Origin of the sequence: Rhizobium sp. 'Codium 1' (assembly GCF_020889605.1) — a bacterium.
In the GTDB taxonomy this organism is placed as follows: domain Bacteria; phylum Pseudomonadota; class Alphaproteobacteria; order Rhizobiales; family Rhizobiaceae; genus Allorhizobium; species Allorhizobium algae.
In genome coordinates, this window is the sequence record NZ_JAJGPW010000004.1 from 384,399 (window position 1) to 404,758 (window position 20,360).

The following is a 20,360-nucleotide window of genomic DNA, read 5'->3' on the forward strand; positions in this document are numbered from 1 at the left end:
AGATCTCCAATCAGACATGCACCTCGCCATGGGCGAACTCGCCGTCGTCGGGGTTTCGGTGCACGATGGCAAAGAGCAGCGACCCGTAAAAGGCGGCGACCAGCGCCAGCACAATGCCGCCATGCAACGGCCCAAGATGCGCATTCACGACAACCTGCCAGACGTCGCTGACAAACTCGGCCGGCAGTTCACCCTGCTGCAACTTGGGGCTGGAGATTTTCAGCGCCCAGGCGAGAAGCAGGATCAGGTACATCCAGATATAATTTCGCCGGATACGCCGCCGGAGCGCATCTCCATACTCGATCAGGAAGACGGGCTTCCGCAGGCTCGCCGCGATCGCCTCGGCCCAATCGGCCTTGAGCTCCGCCTGCGGGTAGAGCGCCTGGGCAAAGTAGTGCCGCTCCAACTGCCGGACGCGGGCTCGGTAGACATCGAAAAAGCGATAGCGCCGCGCCTCGATCAGCAGAAAGACCGAAATCAACAGCATGGCGAACAGCACCACGCCATGATGCGAGGCGGGGGTGGAAAGGGACACCGACAAGAGACCGGCGACAACCGTCATCGCCCAGTTCGATGTGCGGTCGATCCGGTCGCGCCAGCTGGTCATGCGACCGATTTCGCCCCGATAATAATGGATGATCATGTTGGCCTTTTCGGCCGAACTGGCCGGCAAGGCCGGCGCCTGACGTGCGGGCTCGGCGCTTTCCAACGGCAGGATGCCTGCTTTGTCGTCTGTCGTCTGTTCCATGCGTGGCTCCCTGCCCTGAAAACACTGGAAGACCCTGCACGGTTCCGTTTTCATTGCCAAGCCCGTCACGACGGGCTAGACGAGCCGCAAAGGCTGGCAAGAACAGCCGCGCAAACAGGAGCCTGACATGGCCAAGATCGACGAAGAAGCCCTGGCGGAAGCCTATAACCGCGCCCTGGCACTCGAAAAAGCCGGCGATATCGAGGCGGCCGTAAACGCCTATCTGGAAGTGCTGGCCATCGATCCCGACGACCACGGTGGCGCCTCGGTCCGGATCGCAGCACTTGGCCGCGGTGAAGCCCCGCCCAAGGCACCTGACGCCTATGTCGAAACACTCTTCGACCAGCATGCGGACGCATTCGAGGATATTCTCGTCGAGCAGTTGGGCTATACTGTGCCGATGATGGTGCGCCAGCGGCTGCAGGCCCTCAACCTGGGCCCCTTCAAGCGCCTGCTCGACCTCGGTTGCGGGACCGGCCTGACCGGCGGCACCCTGCGCGACATGGTCGACGACATGACCGGTATCGACATCTCCGAGAAGATGGTCGAAATCGCCCATGAGAAGGATCTCTACGAGACGCTCTACGTCGCAGAACTCGAGGACTTCCTCGAAGACAACGACGACGAGACCTTCGACCTCGTGACCGCCACCGACGTCCTCCCCTATCTTGGCGCTCTCGAGCCGCTGTTCTTCGGCACAGCCGAGAACATGTCCGACGGCGGCATCTTCGTGTTCTCCTCCGAGACGAGGCCCGCGGACGTGATGGCCGGCCGTCCCTTCATGGTCGGGCCGCACCAGCGCTTCGTTCATGCCGAGGCCTATGTGCGCGAACGCCTGACCGCCACGGGCTTCGAAATCGTCGAAATCACCGACATCAATGTTCGCATGCAGGACGGAGAACCATCGCCGGGGCATCTCGTCGTGGCGAAAAAGACAGCGGCTTAAATCCAAGGTTGAATTTTCAACCCTGGACTGCATTCGATTAGTAGCAGCCCACCTACAAGAGAATAGGCTTTCCCCAACAACAGGGGGAAGCCATGCAGACAGAAGTTGCCGCCCAAGCTGCCACCGACCCGTCCCTGGCATGGACGGTCGTGGTCGCATTTGCCATATCCCTCATCACCGTATTCGCCCTGATCTTCGGGCGCTACGAAATCAGGCTGCGACGCCTGCGGCTCATTCGCGACTACGTGAAGACCTTTCCTGTCATCGATCTGGGGGAAGAAGGCACCAGCCCATCATTCGAGTTCGTTCGCAGCAAATATGCAGCCGACGTGAGGAGCAAGGGCGAGAGAAGAACGGACGAGGGGATCGAGGAATCGCGCTCGGCCGAGGGTATCATCAGGGAAATCAACGATACGATTTCAAGAACGCGCTTCTTTCTGAACCGTGGCGACCTGCGGCTTTTGGTGGCGGCCCTGCCCTATATGCTCGTGATCACAGCGGGTTTCATCCTCGCCTTCTCCGGATTCGGCTGCTTTGAAACCGCGGCAACCTGCCTGGACGGTACGACCTTCAATCTGCTCACGGTCGGCGGCATGAAATTTTCCGAGCAGACGACCTCCGCCGAGTTCAGGCAACTCGCGGAGAACGTCCTGACGGTTGCCGCGATCACGTTCATTGGCGCTTATCTCTCGTCCTTGCGATACCTCGTCCAGGCGCTCGCGGTCTTCGACCTGAACGGCTACACGATGATCCGGCAGGCAGCGATGACCGTCATCTCCGTACTGGCTTCGGCGACGCTTTACCGCGCATTGCCGGATTTGAGTGCCTTGCAGGCGGTGGTGAGCATCGAAAGGACGACGCCCATCGGGGAGCTGCCGGCTCTCTGGATCCTTCTCGGCCTCGCCTTCGGCCTGCTCCCGGGCAGCGTCCTGCAGTTCATCTTGGTGAAGATCGGGACCCAGATCAATTGGATCAAGCAGTCGGACAACCGCTTCATCGACTGGACGAGGGTCGTCCCACTGGACGCCATCGACGGCATCGATTTCTTCACGCGCTTTCGCCTTGAGGAATGCGGGATCTCCGACGTCCAGTCGCTCGCCACCTACAATCCGATCATGCTGCATATCGAGACGCCCTATGGGATCTACCAGACCGTCGACTGGATCGCGCAAGCGCAATTGTGCTGCGTCGTCGGTCTCGACAGGTTCCTGCTGCTGCGACAGTTCAACGTGCGCACGATCTTCGACCTCGAACGAGCCTTGAAGCAGAACCGCAAGGATGACACCGAGGCTGATCAAAAGGCCATCGATGCCTTTGATCGCATCTATGCGTCGGTCCTGTTTGCACCGACTGGTCCGATGAAACATGTCCAGGAGAAGAGTACCGCAAAGTTTCTGATCCCGGGCACAGACGGCCAGATCAAGGAAGTCGATGCCAAGGACTTCAGCATCTGGGCGCTCACGACCATCAGTGAAACCAAGGAAATGTCATCACGCGCGATCGAGCACCTGATGGACTGGATCGGTGACGATCTTCATGTCCGCCGCTTGAGACGCCTGTGGAACGAGATTTCGAGCCGTCTCGGACAGCAGAGCGTCGAACTGACGCCGGACCACAAGATCGGCGCCAAACCGGACACCCAGGCTCCGGCTGAATGACCGTCAGGAGACCTTTCGTCCTCTGCTGCCATCGATTATGCATGTCGCATCGCGAATGGCAGGAGAGACGAAATGGCAAAGGTCGCATTCATCGGTTTGGGCGTGATGGGTTTTCCCATGGCAGGCCACCTGAAAGTCAAGGGTGGTCACGAGGTGAAGGTCTATAACCGCACCACGGCCAAGGCCGAAGCCTGGGTCGAAAAATTCGGCGGCAACCTGGGACACACACCGGCGGAAGCGGCCGCCGATGCGGATTTCGTCTTCACCTGCGTCGGCAATGACGACGACCTGCGTTCGGTGACAACGGGCGAAAACGGGGTGATCGCGGCGATGAAGCCGGGTGCGATCCTGATCGACAACACGACGGCCTCCGCCGAAGTTGCACGGGAACTGGCAGACGCGACGGCAGCCAAGGGCTGCGGCTTCATCGACGCCCCGGTTTCCGGGGGGCAGGCCGGCGCCGAAAACGGGGTCCTCACCGTCATGTGCGGCGGCGAGCCGGAGACCTTCGAGACGGCACGGCCGGTGATCGACGCCTATGCCCGCATGATCGGTCTGATGGGCCCGGCCGGCGCCGGTCAATTGACCAAGATGGTCAACCAGATCTGCATCGCTGGGCTCGTCCAGGGGCTCGCCGAAGGCGTTCACTTCGGAAAGAAGGCCGGCCTCGACATCGAAAAGGTGATCGAGGTCATCTCCAAGGGTGCTGCCGGATCCTGGCAAATGGAAAATCGACACAAGACCATGAACCAGAGCAAATACGACTTCGGCTTCGCCGTCGACTGGATGCGCAAGGATCTCGATATCGTCCTGACCGAGGCACGCTGCAATGGCGCCAACCTTCCGGTAACGGCACTTGTCGATCAGTTTTACGGGGAAGTGCAAAAGCTCGGCGGCAATCGCTGGGACACGTCATCCCTGCTGGCAAGGCTGGAAAAGTAAAGGTCTAAAAGGGGCGCTAAGGCGCCCCTCAGTCTTCCTGGGACTTCTGATTGTCGATCATCATATAGTCGAGCGGAAGCTCGGTCGTGTATTTGATCTGCTCCATGGCGAAGACAGACGACACGTCGCGGATCTCGATCTTGGCGATCATGCGCTTGTAGAATGCGTCGTAGGCCGCGATGTCTGGCACCACGACGCGCAGCAAATAGTCGACATCCCCGCTCATGCGATAGAATTCGACCACTTCCGGAAATTCCGAGACCACCTCGGAAAAGCGCTTCAACCATTCGATCGAGTGGCTGGAGGTGCGGATCGAGACGAAGACGGTGACCTTGGTATTGACCTTGGCTGGGTCGAGCAGCGCCACACGACGGCGAATGACACCGTCTTCTTCCATCTTCTGGATACGCCGCCAGCAGGGCGTCGTGGACAAGCCGACCTTCTTGGCGAGATCGGCAACAGCGAGCGTGGTGTCTTCCTGGAGAATGCGAAGAATTTTACGATCGAGGCGGTCCATGGGGCATCCTGATAAGACTGAATTTTCCTGATATAGCCGATCTGCTAAGATTTATGGAAAATCATTTCAACCTATCAACAAGCAAACTTCGCGCTGCAGGACCGGCAGGACCTCCTCCTCGAACCAGGGATGACGCTTCAGCCAGCCCGTATTGCGCCAACTCGGGTGCGGCAAAGGCAACACACGCGGCCCCTCCCGATTGGCCAGCAGGAATTCCCGCCAGTGGCTTACGGTCTCCGTCATCGTCTTCCGCCGACGGGTCCCGAGATGCCAGGCCTGCGCATACTGGCCAATCGCGAGGATCAACTCGACCTGGGGCATCGCCTCCATCACCGTCTGTCGCCAGTGCGGCGCGCACTCCCGGCGTGGCGGAAGGTCATGTCCGTCTTCATTGTAGCCGGGAAAGCAGAATCCCATCGGCGCGATCGCAAATAGACTGCGATCGTAGAAGGTCTCGCGATCCACGCCCAACCATTGCCGCAAGCGGTCCCCGGAAGCGTCGTTGAACGGAATGCCTGTCTCATGGACCCGCAGGCCGGGCGCCTGCCCCGCGATCAACACGCGTGCGGTCGCCGAGAGATAGGCGACAGGTCGAGGCTCATGCGGCATGCGCCGCTCCGGTCCGCCCGCTGGGCAGTCGCGACAGATACGGCAGCGCGCGATCGCCAACGACAATTCATCGATCGGCGGCGGGACAGTATTGGACGGCATTGCCGGAGGCCTCTGGGCGTCAAGTGGCATTCTCTGTCATTCCCCCAACCAGGTCAGAATCCAATGCGGAACTAACGTCCGGACCCAGGCCGTCTGTTCCGCCCCTTCGAGCTTTCGCATTCTTCGCCAATCCGAAGGACGCTCGAAGCCACCGTTCCAGATGCCGCGGCCCTCCCGCCGTGCCAGCCCCTCCTCCGCAAGATAGCGGCCTTCTGCCAATGCCGCGCCGGAAGCGACCAGCAGCCGCCCGAGATCGTCGGAACCGCGCCGACAGATGACAAGCAACCGGCGATAGCGGTCGTGATCCGTCCCGCTGCATTGCCATGCACCGGCGCCGACCAGATCCGCCAGGATTTGTCGGGCATCCGCTCCGCAAGAATAGGGTTCACCGTCCGGCCGTGTGCAGGTCTGATCGAGCTCTGGCGCATCCACCCCTTCGAGCCTCAGCCGATCTCCCCCTGAAACCAGCGTATCGCCATCAATCGCCAGAAAGGAGCCCTCGAACCGCTGGGCCTGATCGCTCTCCAGCTTGGCGATGATCAGGAGCGAGAGCGCGAGTATGGCGATTGCAACCACCCAATCGCGCATGTGGCGAAGAATTTTGGTCACATTCCGACCCATTTCAAAAACGAATCCTTTTCACACATGGCAAACAAATCCTTCCGAGACAGGATCTTCTTAAGAATTCGCCGCTAGGGTTTACCCGAGGCGTGGAAGACTGCAACGCAATGAGTAACGGCGTAGACACATCAGCGGACAAGAACGTTCTGGACCTGACGCGGAACACCCGCAACAGGGCAACGACGCGTGCTGTCCGCGCCACCCGCGATCGCCTGCAATCTCCCCAGGGGTCCTCACCGGCATTCGACGTCGAGATGCTCGCCATGCATGTGGCGGCCTCACTGCAGGGTGCCGCCGTCGTCCCCATTATCACGCTCCTGATCGCAGCATCCGGAGCCTACTTCACCGCACAGCCGCATTTCCTCGTCTGGGGCCTCTTCGCGCTGACCATGCACGCGATCGGCATTTTGCTGGTCAGGCGCGCTTCGAAGCACGACATTACCGTCGAGAACCAGCACAATTGGCGCCGTATCCTGCTGCTTTCGCAGGTCGCCATGGGCATGTCCTGGGCCATCTTTGCCCTTCAGGACTGCGCCACATGCAATCCGACTGCCTTCATCTTCTACAAGAGCGCGGTTCTGCTCCTGGCTCTCTCGATCACCGCCATGGCGAGCATGCTTCTCCGCCAGGCCGTGCTGTTCGGCTTCCTGCCGACGGTCGTGGCGCTCAGCTATGTCGCCAGCACGAGCCGCAACATGCTGGATCTTGGCCTGACGGCGGTCTTCACCACGGCACTCATCTTCTTCATCTACATCACAAGCCGCCTGCATCAGGCCAATCTGAAGCTCCTCTCCTACCAGACGGAGAAGGACGATCTGATCGCGGAGCTGGAAGTCGCGAAATCGCTTTCGGATGAAGCACGCCGCCGCGCAGAAGAAGCCAACATGGCGAAATCGCGCTTCCTCGCATCGATGTCGCACGAACTGCGCACACCGCTCAACGCCATCCTGGGCTTCTCCGAGGTGATGGCGACCGAAGTGCTCGGACCGCTGAACAATCCACTCTACAAGGAATATGCTGGCGACATTCACCGCTCTGGCAGTCACCTGCTCGAACTGATCAACGAGATCCTCGACCTTTCGCGCATCGAAGCCGGAAAATACGAGTTGAGCGAGGAAAGCGTTTCGCTGCTCGAACTGGCCGAAGACTGCATCGGCATGATCCAGCTGCGCGCCAAATCCAAGAATATCCGCATAGAGGAACAGTTCGAACGGGACCTGCCCTCGCTCTGGGCCGACGAGAAAGCCCTGCGCCAGGTCATCCTGAACCTCCTGTCGAACGCCGTGAAATTCACGCCACAGGGCGGCGAAATACTGGTGAAGGCCGGCTGGACGGCAGGTGGCGGACAGTACGTCTCGATCCGCGACAACGGACCGGGCATCCCCGAAAACGAAATTCCGGTCGTGCTCTCTGCCTTCGGTCAGGGCTCGATCGCGATCAAGAGCGCCGAACAGGGAACCGGCCTCGGCCTGCCGATCGTTCAGGCGATTCTCGCCAAACATGGCGGTGAATTCAAACTGAAGTCCCGGCTGCGTGAGGGCACGGAAGTCGTCGCAATCCTGCCGTCGAGCCGTGTCCTGGAAAGCCTGCCCGCGATCAGCGAAGTGAAGGCCGTCGAGCCGCGCCGCCGGCAGTTCGCCTGATCAGAAGAAGACCAGCCGGTTTCCCACAACATAGATCGCGAAGGCAGCATTCGCGATGATCAGGCAGAAGACCGCGAAGGAACCGAGGTCCTTCGCATTTCGCCCGACCGTTGATATTTCCGGCGATATGCGGTCGACCAGCTCTTCAATCGCCGTGTTCAATGCTTCGACCGAGAACATCAGCATCATCAGCACGATGAAGCCGAGGAATTCGAACAGGCTCGCGCCGACCACGGCGAAGACGACGAGCCCGCCGACAAAGCCCAGCAATTCGTGCCGGAAGGCGGATTCCTGGATCAGGCGCTTGAAGCCCTGCGCCGAATATTGCGCCGCCGCGAACAGATGCGCGACGCCGGTCTTCTTCTTGATGACGGTCGATGCGAGCGGCCTGGCACCCGGGTTCTTAGTCTTGCGATCACTCATGTGACTTGTTGGATACCCCTGCCTGCTCGAACGTCGCCATGCCGGAATGGCAGGCAGCAGCCGCCTTGACGATGCCGGCCGCAAGGGCGGCACCCGTACCTTCGCCGAGCCGCATGCCGAGCGCCAGAAGCGGCGTCTTGCCGAGCCTTTCGATCGCCCGAAGATGTCCCGGTTCGCCGGAGACATGGCCGATCAGGCAGTGATCGAGCGCCGACGGATTGGCGGCCTTCAGGATCGAGGCTGCCGCGGTCGCCACATAGCCGTCGATCAGCACGGGGATCTTCTCAATGCGCGCCGCCAGAATGGCGCCCGCCATGGCGGCGATTTCGCGCCCACCCAGACGGCGCAACACTTCCAGCGGGTCCGACAGGTGTTCCCTGTGGAAAGCCACGGCCTGCTTCACGGCGGCCACCTTGCGCGCCAGCACGTCGCCTTCGGATCCGGTGCCAGGCCCGACCCAGTCTTCCGCCTCGCCGCCGTAGAGCGCCAGATTGATGGCGGCCGCGATTGTGGTGTTGCCAATGCCCATCTCGCCGATGCAGAGCAGATCGGTACCACCGGCGATCGCCTCCATGCCGAAGGCCATGGTGGCGGCGCAGTCGCGCTCGGAGAGCGCCGGCTCGCAGGTAATGTCACCCGTAGGGTAATCGAGCGCGAGGTCGAAGATCTTCAGGCCAAGATCATGTGTGACGCAGATCTGGTTGATCGCAGCACCGCCGGCCGCGAAATTCTCGACCATCTGCTGGGTGACCGACGGCGGGAACGGCGTGATGCCGTGTTTCGTCACGCCATGATTGCCGGCGAAGATTGCGACCAGTGGACGATTGACCGCCGGCGCACGCCCACTCCAGGCCGCGAGCCACATGGCAATCTCCTCGAGGCGGCCGAGTGCACCCGGCGGCTTCGTCAATTGCTTGTCACGCTCGCGCGCGGCGACCAGCGCTGCGGTATGAGGTCCCGGCAGGTCGCGCAGCAGGGCGCGAAAATCGTCGAATGGCAGGCCGGTGACGCTCATGGATCGGGCTTCCTTGTATTCTTCCAGCAAATCAGGCTTTGTGGCCTCTCTCATACTGACCGGACCGGTGCCGCTCAACTCAAAAAACGACGCTGACGGTCGAAGGCGCAACGGAATGCTGAAATACGGAAAATGGGGATCATGCAGGTCATCGAGAACCTTCTGACGGAAACGCTGCGCGCCATTTCCTTTTTGAGCCGTCTCCCCGTGCCGGATCGCCATTTTAACGGCCATGACGGAAGCCTGCGCCGAACCGTCGCGGCCTTTCCCCTTGCCGGTCTCGTGATCGCCCTGCCCCCGACCCTGATGATCGGCTTGCTGTCTGCAGCCGGTGCCAAAGCCGTGCTCGTCGCGCTCATTGCGGTGACCATGCAGATCATGCTGACGGGCGCTCTGCATGAAGATGGCCTGTCCGATACAGCCGACGGCCTGGGCGGCGGCGGCAGCCGCGAAAAGGTACTGTCGATCATGAAGGACAGCCGCATCGGCACCTATGGCGCGCTCGCCTTGATCCTGTCGGTTGCGATCCGTGTCGCGGCGCTTGCGATTCTTGTCGAGGCTCTGCCGCCGCTCGCCGCGGCATTGTCCTGGCTGGCGGTTGCGGCCCTGTCCCGGACGCTGCTGGTCTGGCACTGGTCATCGCTACCCTCGGCGCGCACGGATGGCGTCGCCGCTTCGGCTGGCATGCCTGACACCGAGGCTACGAGGACAGCCTATGTTCTGGGCGCGGCAAGCACGGTTGCCCTCAGCATCGTCGCATTGCCGTTTCACGCCTGGTTTCTTGCCTCCGCCTTCGCGCTGGCAAGTGTGTTCATCTTCACCCGACATTGCCGCACGCGCCTCGGCGGCCATACGGGCGACACGATCGGGGCCAGCCAACAACTCTGCGAGATCGCCTTCCTCATCACCCTTGCCATGGTAGTTTAGGGACACGATATAAGAGCGAAACCAAGGGGCTCGTGATGGAATCACCCTGCATTCTCGTCTGTTCGATCGATGACAAGACCGGCTTTTGCTTTGGCTGCGGGCGCACGCGCGACGAGATCGGGCTTTGGACGACCTATAGCAGCCTCGAACGCCGGACGATCATGGCCGACCTGCCGGCGCGCATGGAAAACATGGAGCGCAAGCCGCGCCGCGAGACGCGCCGGTCACGCATGGTCCGCGAGCGCGAGGGCGGCTGATGCGCTTCGTTGTCGGGCTAGCCATTCTCGCCGTCGGCCTGGCCATCCTCGTCGTCAATCATGACAGCGGGCAGAGTTTCGGCGTAAACAACGAAGACTTCGGCCGGATGGTCGTGGCGCTGCCGATCCTGCTGATGATCTCGGCCGGCATTGTTCTGGGCAGACGCTCCCTCGGCCAGAGCTTGCGCCAGATGGCGGTCTGGGTGCTGATCGCGCTCGCGCTCGTCACGGGCTACCTCTATCGCGGCGATTTCCGCAGCATCGGCGAACGCGTCCTGGCGGGCTTGATGCCGGGTCGCGCGGTCACAGTCACGACCGAAGACGGCCGGGTGGAAGTGGTTCTCCACAAGACGCTCGGCGGCCACTTCGAAACATCCGTCGGCATGGGCCCTGTCTCGGTCCCCGTCCTCATCGATACCGGGGCAAGTTCGGTCGCCCTCCGCTACGAGGACGCGATGCGGATGGGCATTGATCCCGGTGACCTGAACTTCACCCGCACGGTGCTCACGGCAAATGGTCGGGCTAACGCTGCGCCCCTCCGCATTCCGGAAATCCGGCTCGGGTCCATCGTAAGAACCAATGTGGAAGCCGTGGTGCTGGAAGAAGGCCTGCTCGACCAGAGCCTCCTCGGCATGAGCTTCCTGTCGACCCTCAGCTCGATGCAGATGCAGACGGACGAGCTGAGGTTGCGGGATTGACCGTCAATCAGGGCCGGAGCTTGTATCCTGTCTTGAAAATCCAGACGAGGAAACCAAGGCAGGCAGCCAGGAAGCATCCAATCATGGCCACGCTGATCAAGGGATGCACATCCGAGGTCTCGAAGAAGCTCCAGCGGAACCCGCTCACGAGGTAGAGAACCGGATTAAGGTGGCTGACCGCCCGCCAGAATGGCGGCAGCATATCGATCGAATAGAATGTTCCACCGAGGAAGGTGAGCGGCGGCACCACGAGCGACGGCACCAGGTTCAACTGCTCGAAATTCTTCGCCAGGATGCCGATGATGAAACCGGCGAGGCTGAAGGTGACGGCCGTCAGCACCATGAACAGCAGCATCAGAACCGGATGGGCGATCTGCAGATCCACAAACGCCATCGCAGTGAACAGGATGATGATGCCGATCATCATGCCCTTGGTCGCCGCAGCGCCGACATACCCGATCAGAATTTCGCTCATGGCGATGGGTGCTGACAGGATTTCGTAGATGGTCCCGGTGAATTTCGGGAAATAGATGCCGACGGACCCGTTGGAAATGCACTGTGTGATCAGCGCCAGCATGATCAGCCCGGGCGTGATGAAGCCACCATAGGAGACACCCTCCACTTCCTGCATGCGCGACCCGACCGCAGCGCCAAAGACGATGAAATAGAGGGCAGTGGACAGCACCGGAGAGATCACGCTCTGCAGGAGAGTACGGCGGGTCCTCGCCATTTCGTAGAAGTAGATCGACTTGATCGCTTCGATGTTCATGCGGCATCTCCGATCAGCGAGACGAAAATGTCCTCGAGGGAGGTCTGGCGGGTCGACACGTCGTCAAATCTCAGACCGGCGGCATCGATCGCCAGCAGAAGCCTTGCTATCTCGCCGTCCTCACTTCCCAGTTCATAGTCGTAGACCAGCTCCTTGCCCCCGTCGCCGAGTGTCAGCGAATAGCTGTCGAGGCTCGCGGGAATGGCGCCGATCGGCTCGAGCAGCTCGATCGTCAGCTGCTTGCGGCCGAGCTTGCGCATCAGGGCGTTCTTTTCCTCGACGAACAGCAGTTTTCCCCTGTTGATGATTCCGACACGGTCGGCAATCCCCTGCGCTTCCTCGATGTAATGCGTGGTCAGGATGATTGTGACACCCGTCTTGCGCAAGCGCCCGACCAGCTGCCACATGTCCTTGCGCAGCGCCACGTCCACGCCAGCCGTCGGCTCGTCGAGGAACAGGATGCGTGGCTGGTGCGACAGTGCCTTGGCGATCAGCACGCGCCGCTTCATGCCGCCGGACAATTCCCGCAGCGTATTGTCACGCTTGTCGAACAGGCTGAGGTCTTTCAGGACCTGGTCGATATAGTCGGGGTCAGGCGACTTGCCGTGCAGGCCCCGCGAAAAGCTCACCGTGTTGAAGACGGTTTCGAACATGTCGGTGGTGAGTTCCTGCGGCACCAGGCCGATCTCGCCGCGCGTCTTGCGAAACTCGGTGACAACGTCATGGCCGGACACGGTCACCTGCCCGCCGCTCGGATTGGTAATGCCGCAGATGATCGAGATCAGCGTCGTCTTGCCCGCACCATTGGGACCGAGAAGCGCGAGGATCTCGCCCTCCTCGATGTCGAAACTGACATTGTCGAGGGCCTTGAAACCATCGGAATAGGTCTTGGAGAGGCGATTGATGGATATGATGGGAGCCATGTGGGCACTCCGGTCTGCGGAAGGTCGCACAGATATAGGCACACGTTGCCGGCAGAACCAGTGCACAACCTGCGTCTGTTCAGGAAAGCATGGCCTCGGAGTAGACGCGGTTCCGGCCATAGCTCTTTGCGAGATAGAGCAACTGGTCGGCGGCCGCGAGGTAGTTGCTGAAACTCTCGCGCCCAGCGATCTCGGCAAGGCCGATCGAAATCGTGACGTTCAGATCCTGATCATCAAGTGCGACACGCAGAGATTCGATCTCGCAGCGGAGCGTTTCGCAAAGCGCAGTTCCCTCCTCGACGCCAAGGCCGACCATGAGCACGCTGAACTCCTCGCCGCCGAGGCGCGCCAGGAGGTGACCACTGCCTTCCAGCCGACGCGCAAGCTTCGCGCCCACGGCCTGCAAGACACGGTCACCGATTTCGTGACCATAGGTATCGTTGAGCTTCTTGAAATGGTCGATATCGAGCATGGCGATACAGCAAGGCTCGCTTCGCTCCAGCCGCCCGGCGACCTGTGCTGGCCCTGCATCGAAGAAATAGCGCCGATTCGGCAAGCCTGTGAGATAGTCACTGAAGGCCGCGACACGCAGCTGCCGAAGCTGTGTCAGGGTCTCAATATTGTGCTGGATCCGGCACTGCAGCTCTTCGATCACATAAGGCCGATAGACGAAATCATTGGCGCCGGCCTTGAGGAAACTCGCCGACAGAAGCCGGTCAGCGGACGAGGAGATGCCGATGATGCGAAGCCGGTCGCTGTTATGCTCGCGCCGGATTCGCCGTGTGAGCTCGTACCCGTCCATATCGGGCATGTGGTAGTCGGTAATGACCAGCTCAATGTGCGGCTGGCGGGCAAGGATCTCCATCGCCTGGAAACCCGTCGAGGCTTCATAGACCTGGAATTTCTGCACCCGCAGAAGGTCTGCCAGCATCGTGCGGGCGGAAGGCTGGTCATCAACGACAAGCACGCCGACATCGCGATTGCTGAGCAGCCTGACGACGGACGACAGAACGAGATCGATCGCATTCTCGTTGTTCTTGACATGGTAGTCGGCGACCCCCTTCTGCAGCAGGCGATCACGCAGGTCGCGATTGAAATCTGCGGTGAAGACCACGGCCGGAATTCCCGCGGCGATCACGGCATCCAGCACTTCGCCGTCGGAGGCACCCGGCAAATTGAGATCGACAACCGCCACGTCGAAAGTCTGCCCGCTTTGCATGACGTCTCGAAAGACGTCCGCCGACGCACATTGGGTTACCTGGCAGAAGAAATCGTTCTCGAGCTTGTGGCGCATGATCGAGGACAGCGATCGCGAATCCTCAATGACGAGTATCCGCCCCTGCTCCGCGCGATTGCGCTGCAATGACGGCTCGCGCGCATAAATCTGCTCCGGAAAATACATAAATTACCTGCCACTTTACCGAAACCGCTTAATAAGCGATTCCCCCTCCCCAACGGCTGGACTGTAGCGACGTTGAATATGAGCCGCACCTATTTTTTGCGGGCTTGCGCAGCTTTGATCTGCACCAGCGTGTCGAGGTTCTGGTTGACGCGGCAATAGAATTCCTCGTCGATGAACGGACGCAGCATGAAGTCATTGCCCCCCACCTTGAGGAAGCGCGCCGACAGAAGCCGGTTGGTCGAGGACGAAACGCCGATGACCCGCAGTTCGTGCGATCCGCGCACCGAGCGAATGCGACGGGTGAGTTCGAAGCCGTCGATATCGGGCATGTTGTAATCGGTGACGACGAGGCCGATATCCGGATTGGCCCTCAGGATCTCGATGGCCTTCGCACCGCTTTCAGCCAGGCTGACGCGAAAATTGTAGCGGCGCAGGCGGCTCGAAAGAAGCGCACGCGCCGTCGGGCTGTCATCGACGATCAAGACGTGGTGGCGATGGTTGGTCAGGAAGCGGTAGACCGATTCCGCCAGCATCTCGACCGCGAAGACATTATCCTTGAGGATATAGTCGACAATGTCCTTTGCCAGCAGCCTCTCGCGCATTTCGTCCTGGAAGGTGCCGGTAAAGACCACCGTCGGGATATTGCAGTCGGTCAGATATTCGAGCGCTTCGCCATTTTCGGCACCCGGCAGGTTGATGTTCGAGATCGCAAGCTTCACCGGCTCGCCCGACAGCTCGTTCGCCATCTGCAGATCCTCGAAGGTCCGGCAGATCTCGATGTCGACACCCATCAGTTCCTTGAGGCGCTGACTGATCATCTGGGTGAAGACGTTGGAGTCCTCTCCGAGAATGATCCGAACGTCGGGAAAGGTCTCTCCCGAATACTGCATTCCAGATACGCCGAGAACTGCCATGGATCGCCTTTAGGTGTCTTGTTCCGTAGCAAGACACCTATCAAAGGCTCTTTGCCGAACCGTTAACTCAGCCTCCGCTGCCGCGGTGAGACAAGGTCATAGTTAAGCATTTCGCAATATCGAGTTATGAGATCCGTGCGCGTTACTTGATGGTGGCAACGCCATCCTTGATTTCGACAGTTTCACCACCGGCCAGACCGATACGATCGCCATTGGGCAGTGTCAGAAAGCAGCCGGAGGCGCAGATCACGTCAGACCCGCCGGCGTCCAGCGCCACCTCGGCCTTGTTGCCGTCCTCGACGACGACGAGAACAACGGCCGAGCTCCCCGCATTGTGGATCGACGCCGCGAACCCCGATCCGGCGACCAGGACGCTACCCACGACGATGACCAGTTGCGCATAGAATTGCTTCATGCCGACAGCAGAGCCAAGGGCTCTGTCCTCTCTTAGCGATTGGCTGACCCGATCGCTCCTGCCCCTCTTGTGTCGCATTGTGCCTGAATGGCGCCTGAATGCGACGTTCATGGCAGGAGTTTGTCATCATCCGGCCCCGGAAACAATTCCTCCTGTCCGTCGGACGGAATCTTCGCCGCGCGAGACCCGCGCCCAAGCAATGCCTCGCGGTCGCGATCCTGGATATGCAGCATGACCTCCTGATGCGCATAGGGCATGACGATGCCGCGGGCGCGGAACCGTCGCACGATATCGATACGCACCTCGTTTCGCACACGCAAACCGTCGGCAAAATCGGCGAGATAAAATCTGAGCTCGAAATCGAGAGACGATGCGCCAAAGCTTTGAAATTCGACAAACGGCTCCGGATTGTGCAGCACGTCCTCGCGCTCGGTGACAATTTCGAGCAGCACGTCGATCACCTCTTGCGGATCCGAGTCATAGCCCACGCTGACCGGCACCTCGGATCGCTGCACCCGATTGCGATGGGTCCAGTTTCCGAGCGGTGCATTGATCAGTTCCGAGTTTGGCACGATGATCGATTGCCGGCGGAACGTCTCGATCTCGGTCGCCCGCACCGAAATGCGCTTGACGATACCTTCATTGGCACCGGTGATGACGTAGTCGCCGACCTTGAACGGCCGCTCCACCAGGAGAATCAGACCAGACACGAAGTTCGAAACGATATTCTGCAGGCCGAAACCGATGCCGAGCGAAAGAGCACCGGCAACGAGGGCGAGACTGGACAAGTCGATGCCGGCCGCCGAAATACCGATGATCCCGGCGATGGCGGTTCCGAGATAGCCGACACCCGTCTTGACCGAATTGCGCACGCCATCATCGACATGTGAGCGTGCCATGACATTGCCGTCCAGCCACTTCTGGAACCAGCGCGTCATGACAAGACCGGCCGCGAACAACAGGATCCCGCCGAGAATGCCGAAGATCGAGATGCGGATCGTCCCGACATTGATTTCGGTAAAGAGGTTGAACAGCCAGAGTTGCAGGTCGCGGGCCTGAAAACCCCAGGACATCAGGATCAGCGGAATGCCGGTGATCAGCGCAAAGACATAGATGAAGAGGCCAGCCGCGATACCGCTCTGGTCGAGCCCGACGGCGGAGAGGCGGAAACGGCGGCCGATGAACTGGCCGACGCGCGTTTCACCGAACTGATTGGGTGCGGATATCGCCTTGCCGGTCAGGACGCCGATATACATGGTCGCCACGACCGCGCCGGTCAGCACGATCTGCGTCGCGAGGAACCGGGCAAGGCCGACATAACCGATGCCGGCGGCGAGGATCAGGACGGCTCCCACCAGCCGCAGCGTGATCGACACGGCCCGCGGCCACGGTCTCCCCCGCGCCGAGGGATCGCCGCTGACGGCAAGAACCGGCCGCAAAAATGAAACGAAGAGCAATAGGGTACCGACCACGAGCGAAGAAGCGAAGCTCTTCATCACAGTCAGCACGACCGGCGAACTGTAGGTCTCGCTGATGACCGAAAGGACATAGTCCAGTCCGTTCACCAGGGCCATGAGGAAGATCGCGATGCTGAGGTCTCGCGCGCCCTTGTTGGAGAGCCGGACCAGGCGCCAATTGGGTGCAGCCGGTGCCAACACCGCCCGCGAGATCGCGGTGATGAAGAAAACGAGGCCGACCAAGCCGAAGATGGAAGCCACGATCGGGGAGATGTCGGACCGAAGGACGTTGAATGTATCAAGCAGGAAATAGGTCGAGGAAAGAAAGAAGCTGAGCGCCAACGACGGCAGGATGGTCGAGAAGAATGCCACCGAGAAGCGGCTGAGATAGGACGGGTCTTCTATCGACGTGTCCCGACGATTGATCCGGCCGAAGAGGCGGTATTCGAGGAAGAGGATGAGAGAGGCAAGCGCCATCGACAGAAGTACGGCAACTGCCAGCGGCAGCGCCTTGAACTTGATCACGAAGGTGAGCCAGCTGGTAATGCTGCGCTGTACGCGCGCCGCGTCTGCGGAGAAAGACTGAAACGCCTCCTGAACAACGCTTCCATTGATCTCGGTATTCTCGAAAAGCCGGCTGGTGAAAAGGGTGCGGCGAATGTTGGATATCCGGTCGGAAAGCGCCTTCGCCTCGATCGACAGGTCCTCCGTCTGCCTCGTCAACGCATTGACCTCGGCACGGGCGGCATTGAGGCGGGCCCGCTCCTCCGCGACACCAGGGCTTTCCGCAGGCTGGCCCTCGGCCGGAGGCTCTCCCAATTCGGTCAACCGCGCCTGGATGTCGCCGATGCGAGGCCGCAAATCTACAGAAATTGCCAGCGCGTCGCGCACGAGCGCGTCGACATTGACCTTCACGTCAGCAAGAAGGCCGTCTTCCTCGATGTTTTTCTCGACCTGCGCCCGAAGGGCGGAAAGACGCGCCCTCTCTTCTTCGATACGACGCTCTGCCGCGACGATCTCCTCGTCACGCGGCAGCGGCGCTGCCGGCGAAGCAACAGGGGCGGTGGAAGCGGCAGGCGGTGTTGCCGGCTGGACCGGCGTCGCGTCAGGGGCCGTGAGAATTTCCGGTGCGGTTGCCGCCGGTGCGGCATTGCCATCCTGCGCCATGGCGGATTGGAAGGACGGAAAGAGCGACGAACCCGCAGCGAGCAGGATGAGCGCCACGACAAGGGAAATCGAACGGTATCGGATCAAGACGGGGGTCCAGTCGGTGAATGAATTCGACGGAACAATAGATCCAGTTAAAGGCAAAAGGAAGAACGGCTTAAAGGCGCTGACCGCCGATCGGCGAGGAACGGCGGCCCTGATTGAATGGCTCAGATGGCTGACAGGCGAAGCGCCTCGAAGCGGGACACCTGGCCTTCCAGAAGATTTCGTTCCTTGTCACGGCGAACGAAGACCTTGAACATGGCCTTGCCCTCGGCATTCATGAACCAGACCGAGCAGGAACGTCGGCCATGGAAGCCACGGTCGACGAAAGCGATCGACACACAACGCTCCTTGCGGATATGCCCACCAATCGGGCTGTCGCCATGAATATTGAACCAGCCATGGCCTTCACTGCCCTCCGGCAGGGTGCCTTCGACCTCGAGCACGATGTCGTCCGTGTGCACGATCATCAGGATCTCGCCCCACGAGGTGAGATCCTTCCAGATCGGCTCCCAGTGCTCCGACGGCACCAGCATGGCAGCACCTTCGGGCAGGATCGCAAGTACCTCGGCGGGCGTGACGTCGGCCTTCGCAGCGATCTGCTCGATCACCCCGTCAGGCTTCTCCGCCAATGCGGCCAACGCGCGCTGGCGCCTGTCTTCAGCGGTCTGGGTCAACGTCTCCATCGCGTCCTCACGCAGCTTCAAGCGCAGAGCGCTTGCCGGAACGGTCTTCGTGAATGATGACGTCAAAGCCTTCAAAATGCGGGCCAGAAAGATACTGCACCTTGCTTTCGCCGGCGCGCGCATGGGCGGCGCGGAACTGCTCCGACTTCGTCCAGGCGACGAACTGGTCATGGCTCTCCCAGACCGTGTGCGACGCATAGAGCGTATGGTCTTCGGCCTTGGGGCCCTTCAGCATATGAAACTCGATATAGCCGGGCATTTCGGCCAGACGGCCTTCACGCGCCTTCCACTGGTTTTCGAAGGCTTCTTCGAAGCCCGGGACGACGCGAAAACGGTTCATGGCGATGTACATCGGTAGGTATCCCTCTCTGCAAGTTGCTTGATCAGTCGAGGTCGTAAACGTCTGCGGGACACAGCTCGCTGCGAAATCCGCCGCCGTGGCACGACCACGCTCTGTTGCCTTCCTATTTAAACATGTGTATCGCAGTCAAGTTAAATGTCGGACCTGGATCCGGCATGACAATTTCGTCATCGGCGATCGGAAGGAAGGCAAATGGCCGGCCTGCTGTCGCCCGGATCAAAGGTTTGAACGTGTCCTTCTTGTTCCCTAGCTCCTCGCGCCGCCAGGTGCTTTCCGCCACCGCCGCACTCGCCCTCAGCCTGTCTGTGCTTCTGCCCTCGTCGCTGGTCGCCAAGGATGCGGAACGCATTGTCGCGATCGGCGGCACAGTCACGGAAATCATCTATGCGCTGGGTGAAGGCGACCGGGTGGTGGCCGTCGACACGACGAGCCTCTATCCGCCGGAAGCCATGGGAAAGGCGAATATCGGCTATGTGCGGCAGATCTCCGCCGAAGGCGTGCTTTCGCAGAAGCCGGATCTGATTATTGCGGAATCGGGCGCCGGCCCGGTCGATTCGATCAATATCCTGAAGGCGAGCGGGCTTTCCTTCGTCACAATTCCTTCGCCACCCGACACGACTGCGATCCCCGCCAAGATACGTGCGGTGGGGACGGCAATCGGACGGGTCGACAGGGCCGAGGAACTGGCAAAGTCGGTTGAGGCGAGCCTCAAGGCGATCGAAGACAAGTTGCAGGCGGCTACGGGCCCGAAGAAGAAGGTGCTGTTCGCGCTGTCCCTCGCCAATGGCCGCGTCATGGCGGCTGGCAACCAGAGTTCGGCGGACGCCATGATCCGCCTCGCCGGCGGCGAGAATGCGGTCTCGTCGATTTCAGGCTACAAGCCCCTGACGGATGAGGCAGTGATCGCCGCGGCCCCTGATGTCGTGCTCGTCATGAGCGGCGGCGGTCAGCACCTGACGGCCGACATGGCCTTTGCCCTGCCCGCTCTGGCCGCGACACCCGCCGGCCGCAGCAAGGCCTTCCTGACCATGGACGGCCTTTACCTGCTCGGCCTCGGCCCGCGTGCCGCGGACGCCGCTTCCGACCTCAACGCCCTGCTTTATCCGGAGGCCCGGTGA

The 20,360-nt window shown here is 60.7% G+C and carries 22 protein-coding genes; 8 read left to right on the forward strand and 14 right to left on the reverse strand.

Features of this window, described 5'->3' with window-relative positions; all coding sequences use genetic code 11:
* Positions 1-10 precede the first annotated feature (10 nt).
* Entirely contained in the window at positions 11-748 is a 738-nt protein-coding gene (locus LJE98_RS13380; RefSeq protein WP_229575706.1) for a DUF2270 domain-containing protein, read from the reverse strand.
* A gap of 127 nt (positions 749-875) precedes the next feature.
* On the opposite strand from LJE98_RS13380, the gene LJE98_RS13385 reads away from it, so the two are divergent.
* From LJE98_RS13385 to LJE98_RS13395, 3 genes are all read left to right on the forward strand, one after another.
* Positions 876-1,694: a methyltransferase domain-containing protein gene (locus LJE98_RS13385; protein ID WP_229575707.1), complete on the forward strand. Its 819-nt coding sequence runs from the start codon at positions 876-878 to the stop codon at positions 1,692-1,694.
* Between the two features lie 92 nt (positions 1,695-1,786).
* Positions 1,787-3,352 (forward strand): hypothetical protein, encoded by a 1,566-nt coding sequence (locus LJE98_RS13390; protein ID WP_229575708.1) that lies wholly within the window; start codon positions 1,787-1,789, stop codon positions 3,350-3,352.
* Positions 3,353-3,424: 72 nt separating this feature from the next.
* Positions 3,425-4,294 (forward strand): NAD(P)-dependent oxidoreductase, encoded by an 870-nt coding sequence (locus LJE98_RS13395; RefSeq protein WP_229575709.1) that lies wholly within the window; start codon positions 3,425-3,427, stop codon positions 4,292-4,294.
* 28 nt (positions 4,295-4,322) lie between these two features.
* Here LJE98_RS13395 and LJE98_RS13400 read toward each other — a convergent pair whose 3' ends face one another.
* The 3 genes from LJE98_RS13400 to LJE98_RS13410 all read right to left on the reverse strand — a co-directional run bounded on the left by LJE98_RS13400 (position 4,323) and on the right by LJE98_RS13410 (position 6,131).
* Positions 4,323-4,811 (reverse strand): Lrp/AsnC family transcriptional regulator, encoded by a 489-nt coding sequence (locus LJE98_RS13400; RefSeq protein WP_229575710.1) that lies wholly within the window; start codon positions 4,809-4,811, stop codon positions 4,323-4,325.
* Between the two features lie 66 nt (positions 4,812-4,877).
* Positions 4,878-5,522 carry a uracil-DNA glycosylase family protein gene (locus tag LJE98_RS13405; RefSeq protein ID WP_229575711.1) on the reverse strand — a complete coding sequence of 215 codons (645 nt, stop codon included), beginning with the start codon at positions 5,520-5,522 and terminating at the stop codon, positions 4,878-4,880.
* 36 nt (positions 5,523-5,558) lie between these two features.
* Positions 5,559-6,131 (reverse strand): thermonuclease family protein, encoded by a 573-nt coding sequence (locus tag LJE98_RS13410; protein ID WP_229575712.1) that lies wholly within the window; start codon positions 6,129-6,131, stop codon positions 5,559-5,561.
* A gap of 119 nt (positions 6,132-6,250) precedes the next feature.
* Between LJE98_RS13410 and LJE98_RS13415 the strand changes: the two genes are divergently transcribed.
* Complete coding sequence (locus LJE98_RS13415; protein ID WP_229575713.1) at positions 6,251-7,786, forward strand: sensor histidine kinase; 1,536 nt, start codon at positions 6,251-6,253, stop codon at positions 7,784-7,786.
* On the opposite strand, the gene LJE98_RS13420 is transcribed toward LJE98_RS13415, so the two are convergent.
* Together LJE98_RS13420 and cobT are read right to left on the reverse strand one after the other, a co-directional pair.
* A complete protein-coding gene (locus tag LJE98_RS13420; RefSeq protein ID WP_229575714.1) occupies positions 7,787-8,209 on the reverse strand; it encodes a diacylglycerol kinase in 423 nt (140 codons plus the stop codon).
* Positions 8,202-9,224, reverse strand: a complete 1,023-nt coding sequence (gene cobT, locus LJE98_RS13425; RefSeq protein ID WP_229575715.1) for a nicotinate-nucleotide--dimethylbenzimidazole phosphoribosyltransferase — start codon at positions 9,222-9,224, stop codon at positions 8,202-8,204. The genes LJE98_RS13420 and cobT overlap by 8 nt, the downstream gene beginning before the upstream one ends.
* A gap of 141 nt (positions 9,225-9,365) precedes the next feature.
* On the opposite strand from cobT, the gene LJE98_RS13430 reads away from it, so the two are divergent.
* From LJE98_RS13430 to LJE98_RS13440, 3 genes are read left to right on the forward strand one after another with little or no spacing between them, the layout of a single operon-like run.
* Positions 9,366-10,151 carry an adenosylcobinamide-GDP ribazoletransferase gene (locus LJE98_RS13430; RefSeq protein WP_229575716.1) on the forward strand — a complete coding sequence of 262 codons (786 nt, stop codon included), beginning with the start codon at positions 9,366-9,368 and terminating at the stop codon, positions 10,149-10,151.
* A gap of 35 nt (positions 10,152-10,186) precedes the next feature.
* Entirely contained in the window at positions 10,187-10,408 is a 222-nt protein-coding gene (locus LJE98_RS13435) for a DUF1289 domain-containing protein (RefSeq protein WP_229575717.1), read from the forward strand.
* Positions 10,405-11,106 carry a TIGR02281 family clan AA aspartic protease gene (locus tag LJE98_RS13440; RefSeq protein ID WP_229575755.1) on the forward strand — a complete coding sequence of 234 codons (702 nt, stop codon included), beginning with the start codon at positions 10,405-10,407 and terminating at the stop codon, positions 11,104-11,106. The genes LJE98_RS13435 and LJE98_RS13440 overlap by 4 nt, the downstream gene beginning before the upstream one ends.
* A gap of 7 nt (positions 11,107-11,113) precedes the next feature.
* Here the strand turns inward: LJE98_RS13440 and LJE98_RS13445 are convergent, their stop codons facing one another.
* From LJE98_RS13445 to LJE98_RS13480, 8 genes are all read right to left on the reverse strand, one after another.
* On the reverse strand, positions 11,114-11,875 hold the full coding sequence (locus tag LJE98_RS13445; protein ID WP_229575718.1) for an ABC transporter permease: 762 nt from the start codon (positions 11,873-11,875) through the stop codon (positions 11,114-11,116).
* Entirely contained in the window at positions 11,872-12,798 is a 927-nt protein-coding gene (locus LJE98_RS13450; protein ID WP_229575719.1) for an ABC transporter ATP-binding protein, read from the reverse strand. The genes LJE98_RS13445 and LJE98_RS13450 overlap by 4 nt, the downstream gene beginning before the upstream one ends.
* A gap of 79 nt (positions 12,799-12,877) precedes the next feature.
* On the reverse strand, positions 12,878-14,200 hold the full coding sequence (locus tag LJE98_RS13455; RefSeq protein ID WP_267499037.1) for a response regulator: 1,323 nt from the start codon (positions 14,198-14,200) through the stop codon (positions 12,878-12,880).
* Between the two features lie 89 nt (positions 14,201-14,289).
* Positions 14,290-15,114: a response regulator gene (locus LJE98_RS13460; protein WP_229575720.1), complete on the reverse strand. Its 825-nt coding sequence runs from the start codon at positions 15,112-15,114 to the stop codon at positions 14,290-14,292.
* A gap of 142 nt (positions 15,115-15,256) precedes the next feature.
* On the reverse strand, positions 15,257-15,529 hold the full coding sequence (locus LJE98_RS13465; protein WP_229575721.1) for a hypothetical protein: 273 nt from the start codon (positions 15,527-15,529) through the stop codon (positions 15,257-15,259).
* Between the two features lie 107 nt (positions 15,530-15,636).
* Positions 15,637-18,240: a mechanosensitive ion channel family protein gene (locus LJE98_RS13470; protein ID WP_229575722.1), complete on the reverse strand. Its 2,604-nt coding sequence runs from the start codon at positions 18,238-18,240 to the stop codon at positions 15,637-15,639.
* Between the two features lie 122 nt (positions 18,241-18,362).
* Complete coding sequence (hutX, locus tag LJE98_RS13475) at positions 18,363-18,881, reverse strand: heme utilization cystosolic carrier protein HutX (protein WP_229575723.1); 519 nt, start codon at positions 18,879-18,881, stop codon at positions 18,363-18,365.
* A gap of 7 nt (positions 18,882-18,888) precedes the next feature.
* Positions 18,889-19,233: an antibiotic biosynthesis monooxygenase family protein gene (locus LJE98_RS13480; RefSeq protein ID WP_229575724.1), complete on the reverse strand. Its 345-nt coding sequence runs from the start codon at positions 19,231-19,233 to the stop codon at positions 18,889-18,891.
* A gap of 248 nt (positions 19,234-19,481) precedes the next feature.
* Here LJE98_RS13480 and LJE98_RS13485 point away from each other — a divergent pair, with 248 nt between their 5' ends.
* The gene (locus tag LJE98_RS13485) at positions 19,482-20,360 is read left to right on the forward strand and encodes an ABC transporter substrate-binding protein (RefSeq protein ID WP_267499051.1); all 879 of its coding nucleotides are present in this window, start codon (positions 19,482-19,484) and stop codon (positions 20,358-20,360) included.

What these genes read in the sequence shown, in the direction of transcription:
- LJE98_RS13430 (WP_229575716.1), top strand. Translation starts at nt 9,366, where the DNA reads ATGCAGGTCATCGAGAACCTTCTGACGGAAACGCTGCGCGCCATTTCC.
- LJE98_RS13445 (WP_229575718.1), bottom strand. Translation starts at nt 11,875, where the DNA reads ATGAACATCGAAGCGATCAAGTCGATCTACTTCTACGAAATGGCGAGG.
- LJE98_RS13420 (WP_229575714.1), bottom strand. Translation starts at nt 8,209, where the DNA reads ATGAGTGATCGCAAGACTAAGAACCCGGGTGCCAGGCCGCTCGCATCG.
- LJE98_RS13480 (WP_229575724.1), bottom strand. Translation starts at nt 19,233, where the DNA reads ATGTACATCGCCATGAACCGTTTTCGCGTCGTCCCGGGCTTCGAAGAA.
- LJE98_RS13455 (WP_267499037.1), bottom strand. Translation starts at nt 14,200, where the DNA reads ATGTATTTTCCGGAGCAGATTTATGCGCGCGAGCCGTCATTGCAGCGC.
- LJE98_RS13450 (WP_229575719.1), bottom strand. Translation starts at nt 12,798, where the DNA reads ATGGCTCCCATCATATCCATCAATCGCCTCTCCAAGACCTATTCCGAT.
- LJE98_RS13400 (WP_229575710.1), bottom strand. Translation starts at nt 4,811, where the DNA reads ATGGACCGCCTCGATCGTAAAATTCTTCGCATTCTCCAGGAAGACACC.
- LJE98_RS13460 (WP_229575720.1), bottom strand. Translation starts at nt 15,114, where the DNA reads ATGGCAGTTCTCGGCGTATCTGGAATGCAGTATTCGGGAGAGACCTTT.
- LJE98_RS13395 (WP_229575709.1), top strand. Translation starts at nt 3,425, where the DNA reads ATGGCAAAGGTCGCATTCATCGGTTTGGGCGTGATGGGTTTTCCCATG.
- LJE98_RS13380 (WP_229575706.1), bottom strand. Translation starts at nt 748, where the DNA reads ATGGAACAGACGACAGACGACAAAGCAGGCATCCTGCCGTTGGAAAGC.
- LJE98_RS13385 (WP_229575707.1), top strand. Translation starts at nt 876, where the DNA reads ATGGCCAAGATCGACGAAGAAGCCCTGGCGGAAGCCTATAACCGCGCC.
- LJE98_RS13465 (WP_229575721.1), bottom strand. Translation starts at nt 15,529, where the DNA reads ATGAAGCAATTCTATGCGCAACTGGTCATCGTCGTGGGTAGCGTCCTG.
- LJE98_RS13405 (WP_229575711.1), bottom strand. Translation starts at nt 5,522, where the DNA reads ATGCCGTCCAATACTGTCCCGCCGCCGATCGATGAATTGTCGTTGGCG.
- LJE98_RS13415 (WP_229575713.1), top strand. Translation starts at nt 6,251, where the DNA reads ATGAGTAACGGCGTAGACACATCAGCGGACAAGAACGTTCTGGACCTG.
- cobT (WP_229575715.1), bottom strand. Translation starts at nt 9,224, where the DNA reads ATGAGCGTCACCGGCCTGCCATTCGACGATTTTCGCGCCCTGCTGCGC.
- LJE98_RS13390 (WP_229575708.1), top strand. Translation starts at nt 1,787, where the DNA reads ATGCAGACAGAAGTTGCCGCCCAAGCTGCCACCGACCCGTCCCTGGCA.
- LJE98_RS13435 (WP_229575717.1), top strand. Translation starts at nt 10,187, where the DNA reads ATGGAATCACCCTGCATTCTCGTCTGTTCGATCGATGACAAGACCGGC.
- hutX (WP_229575723.1), bottom strand. Translation starts at nt 18,881, where the DNA reads ATGGAGACGTTGACCCAGACCGCTGAAGACAGGCGCCAGCGCGCGTTG.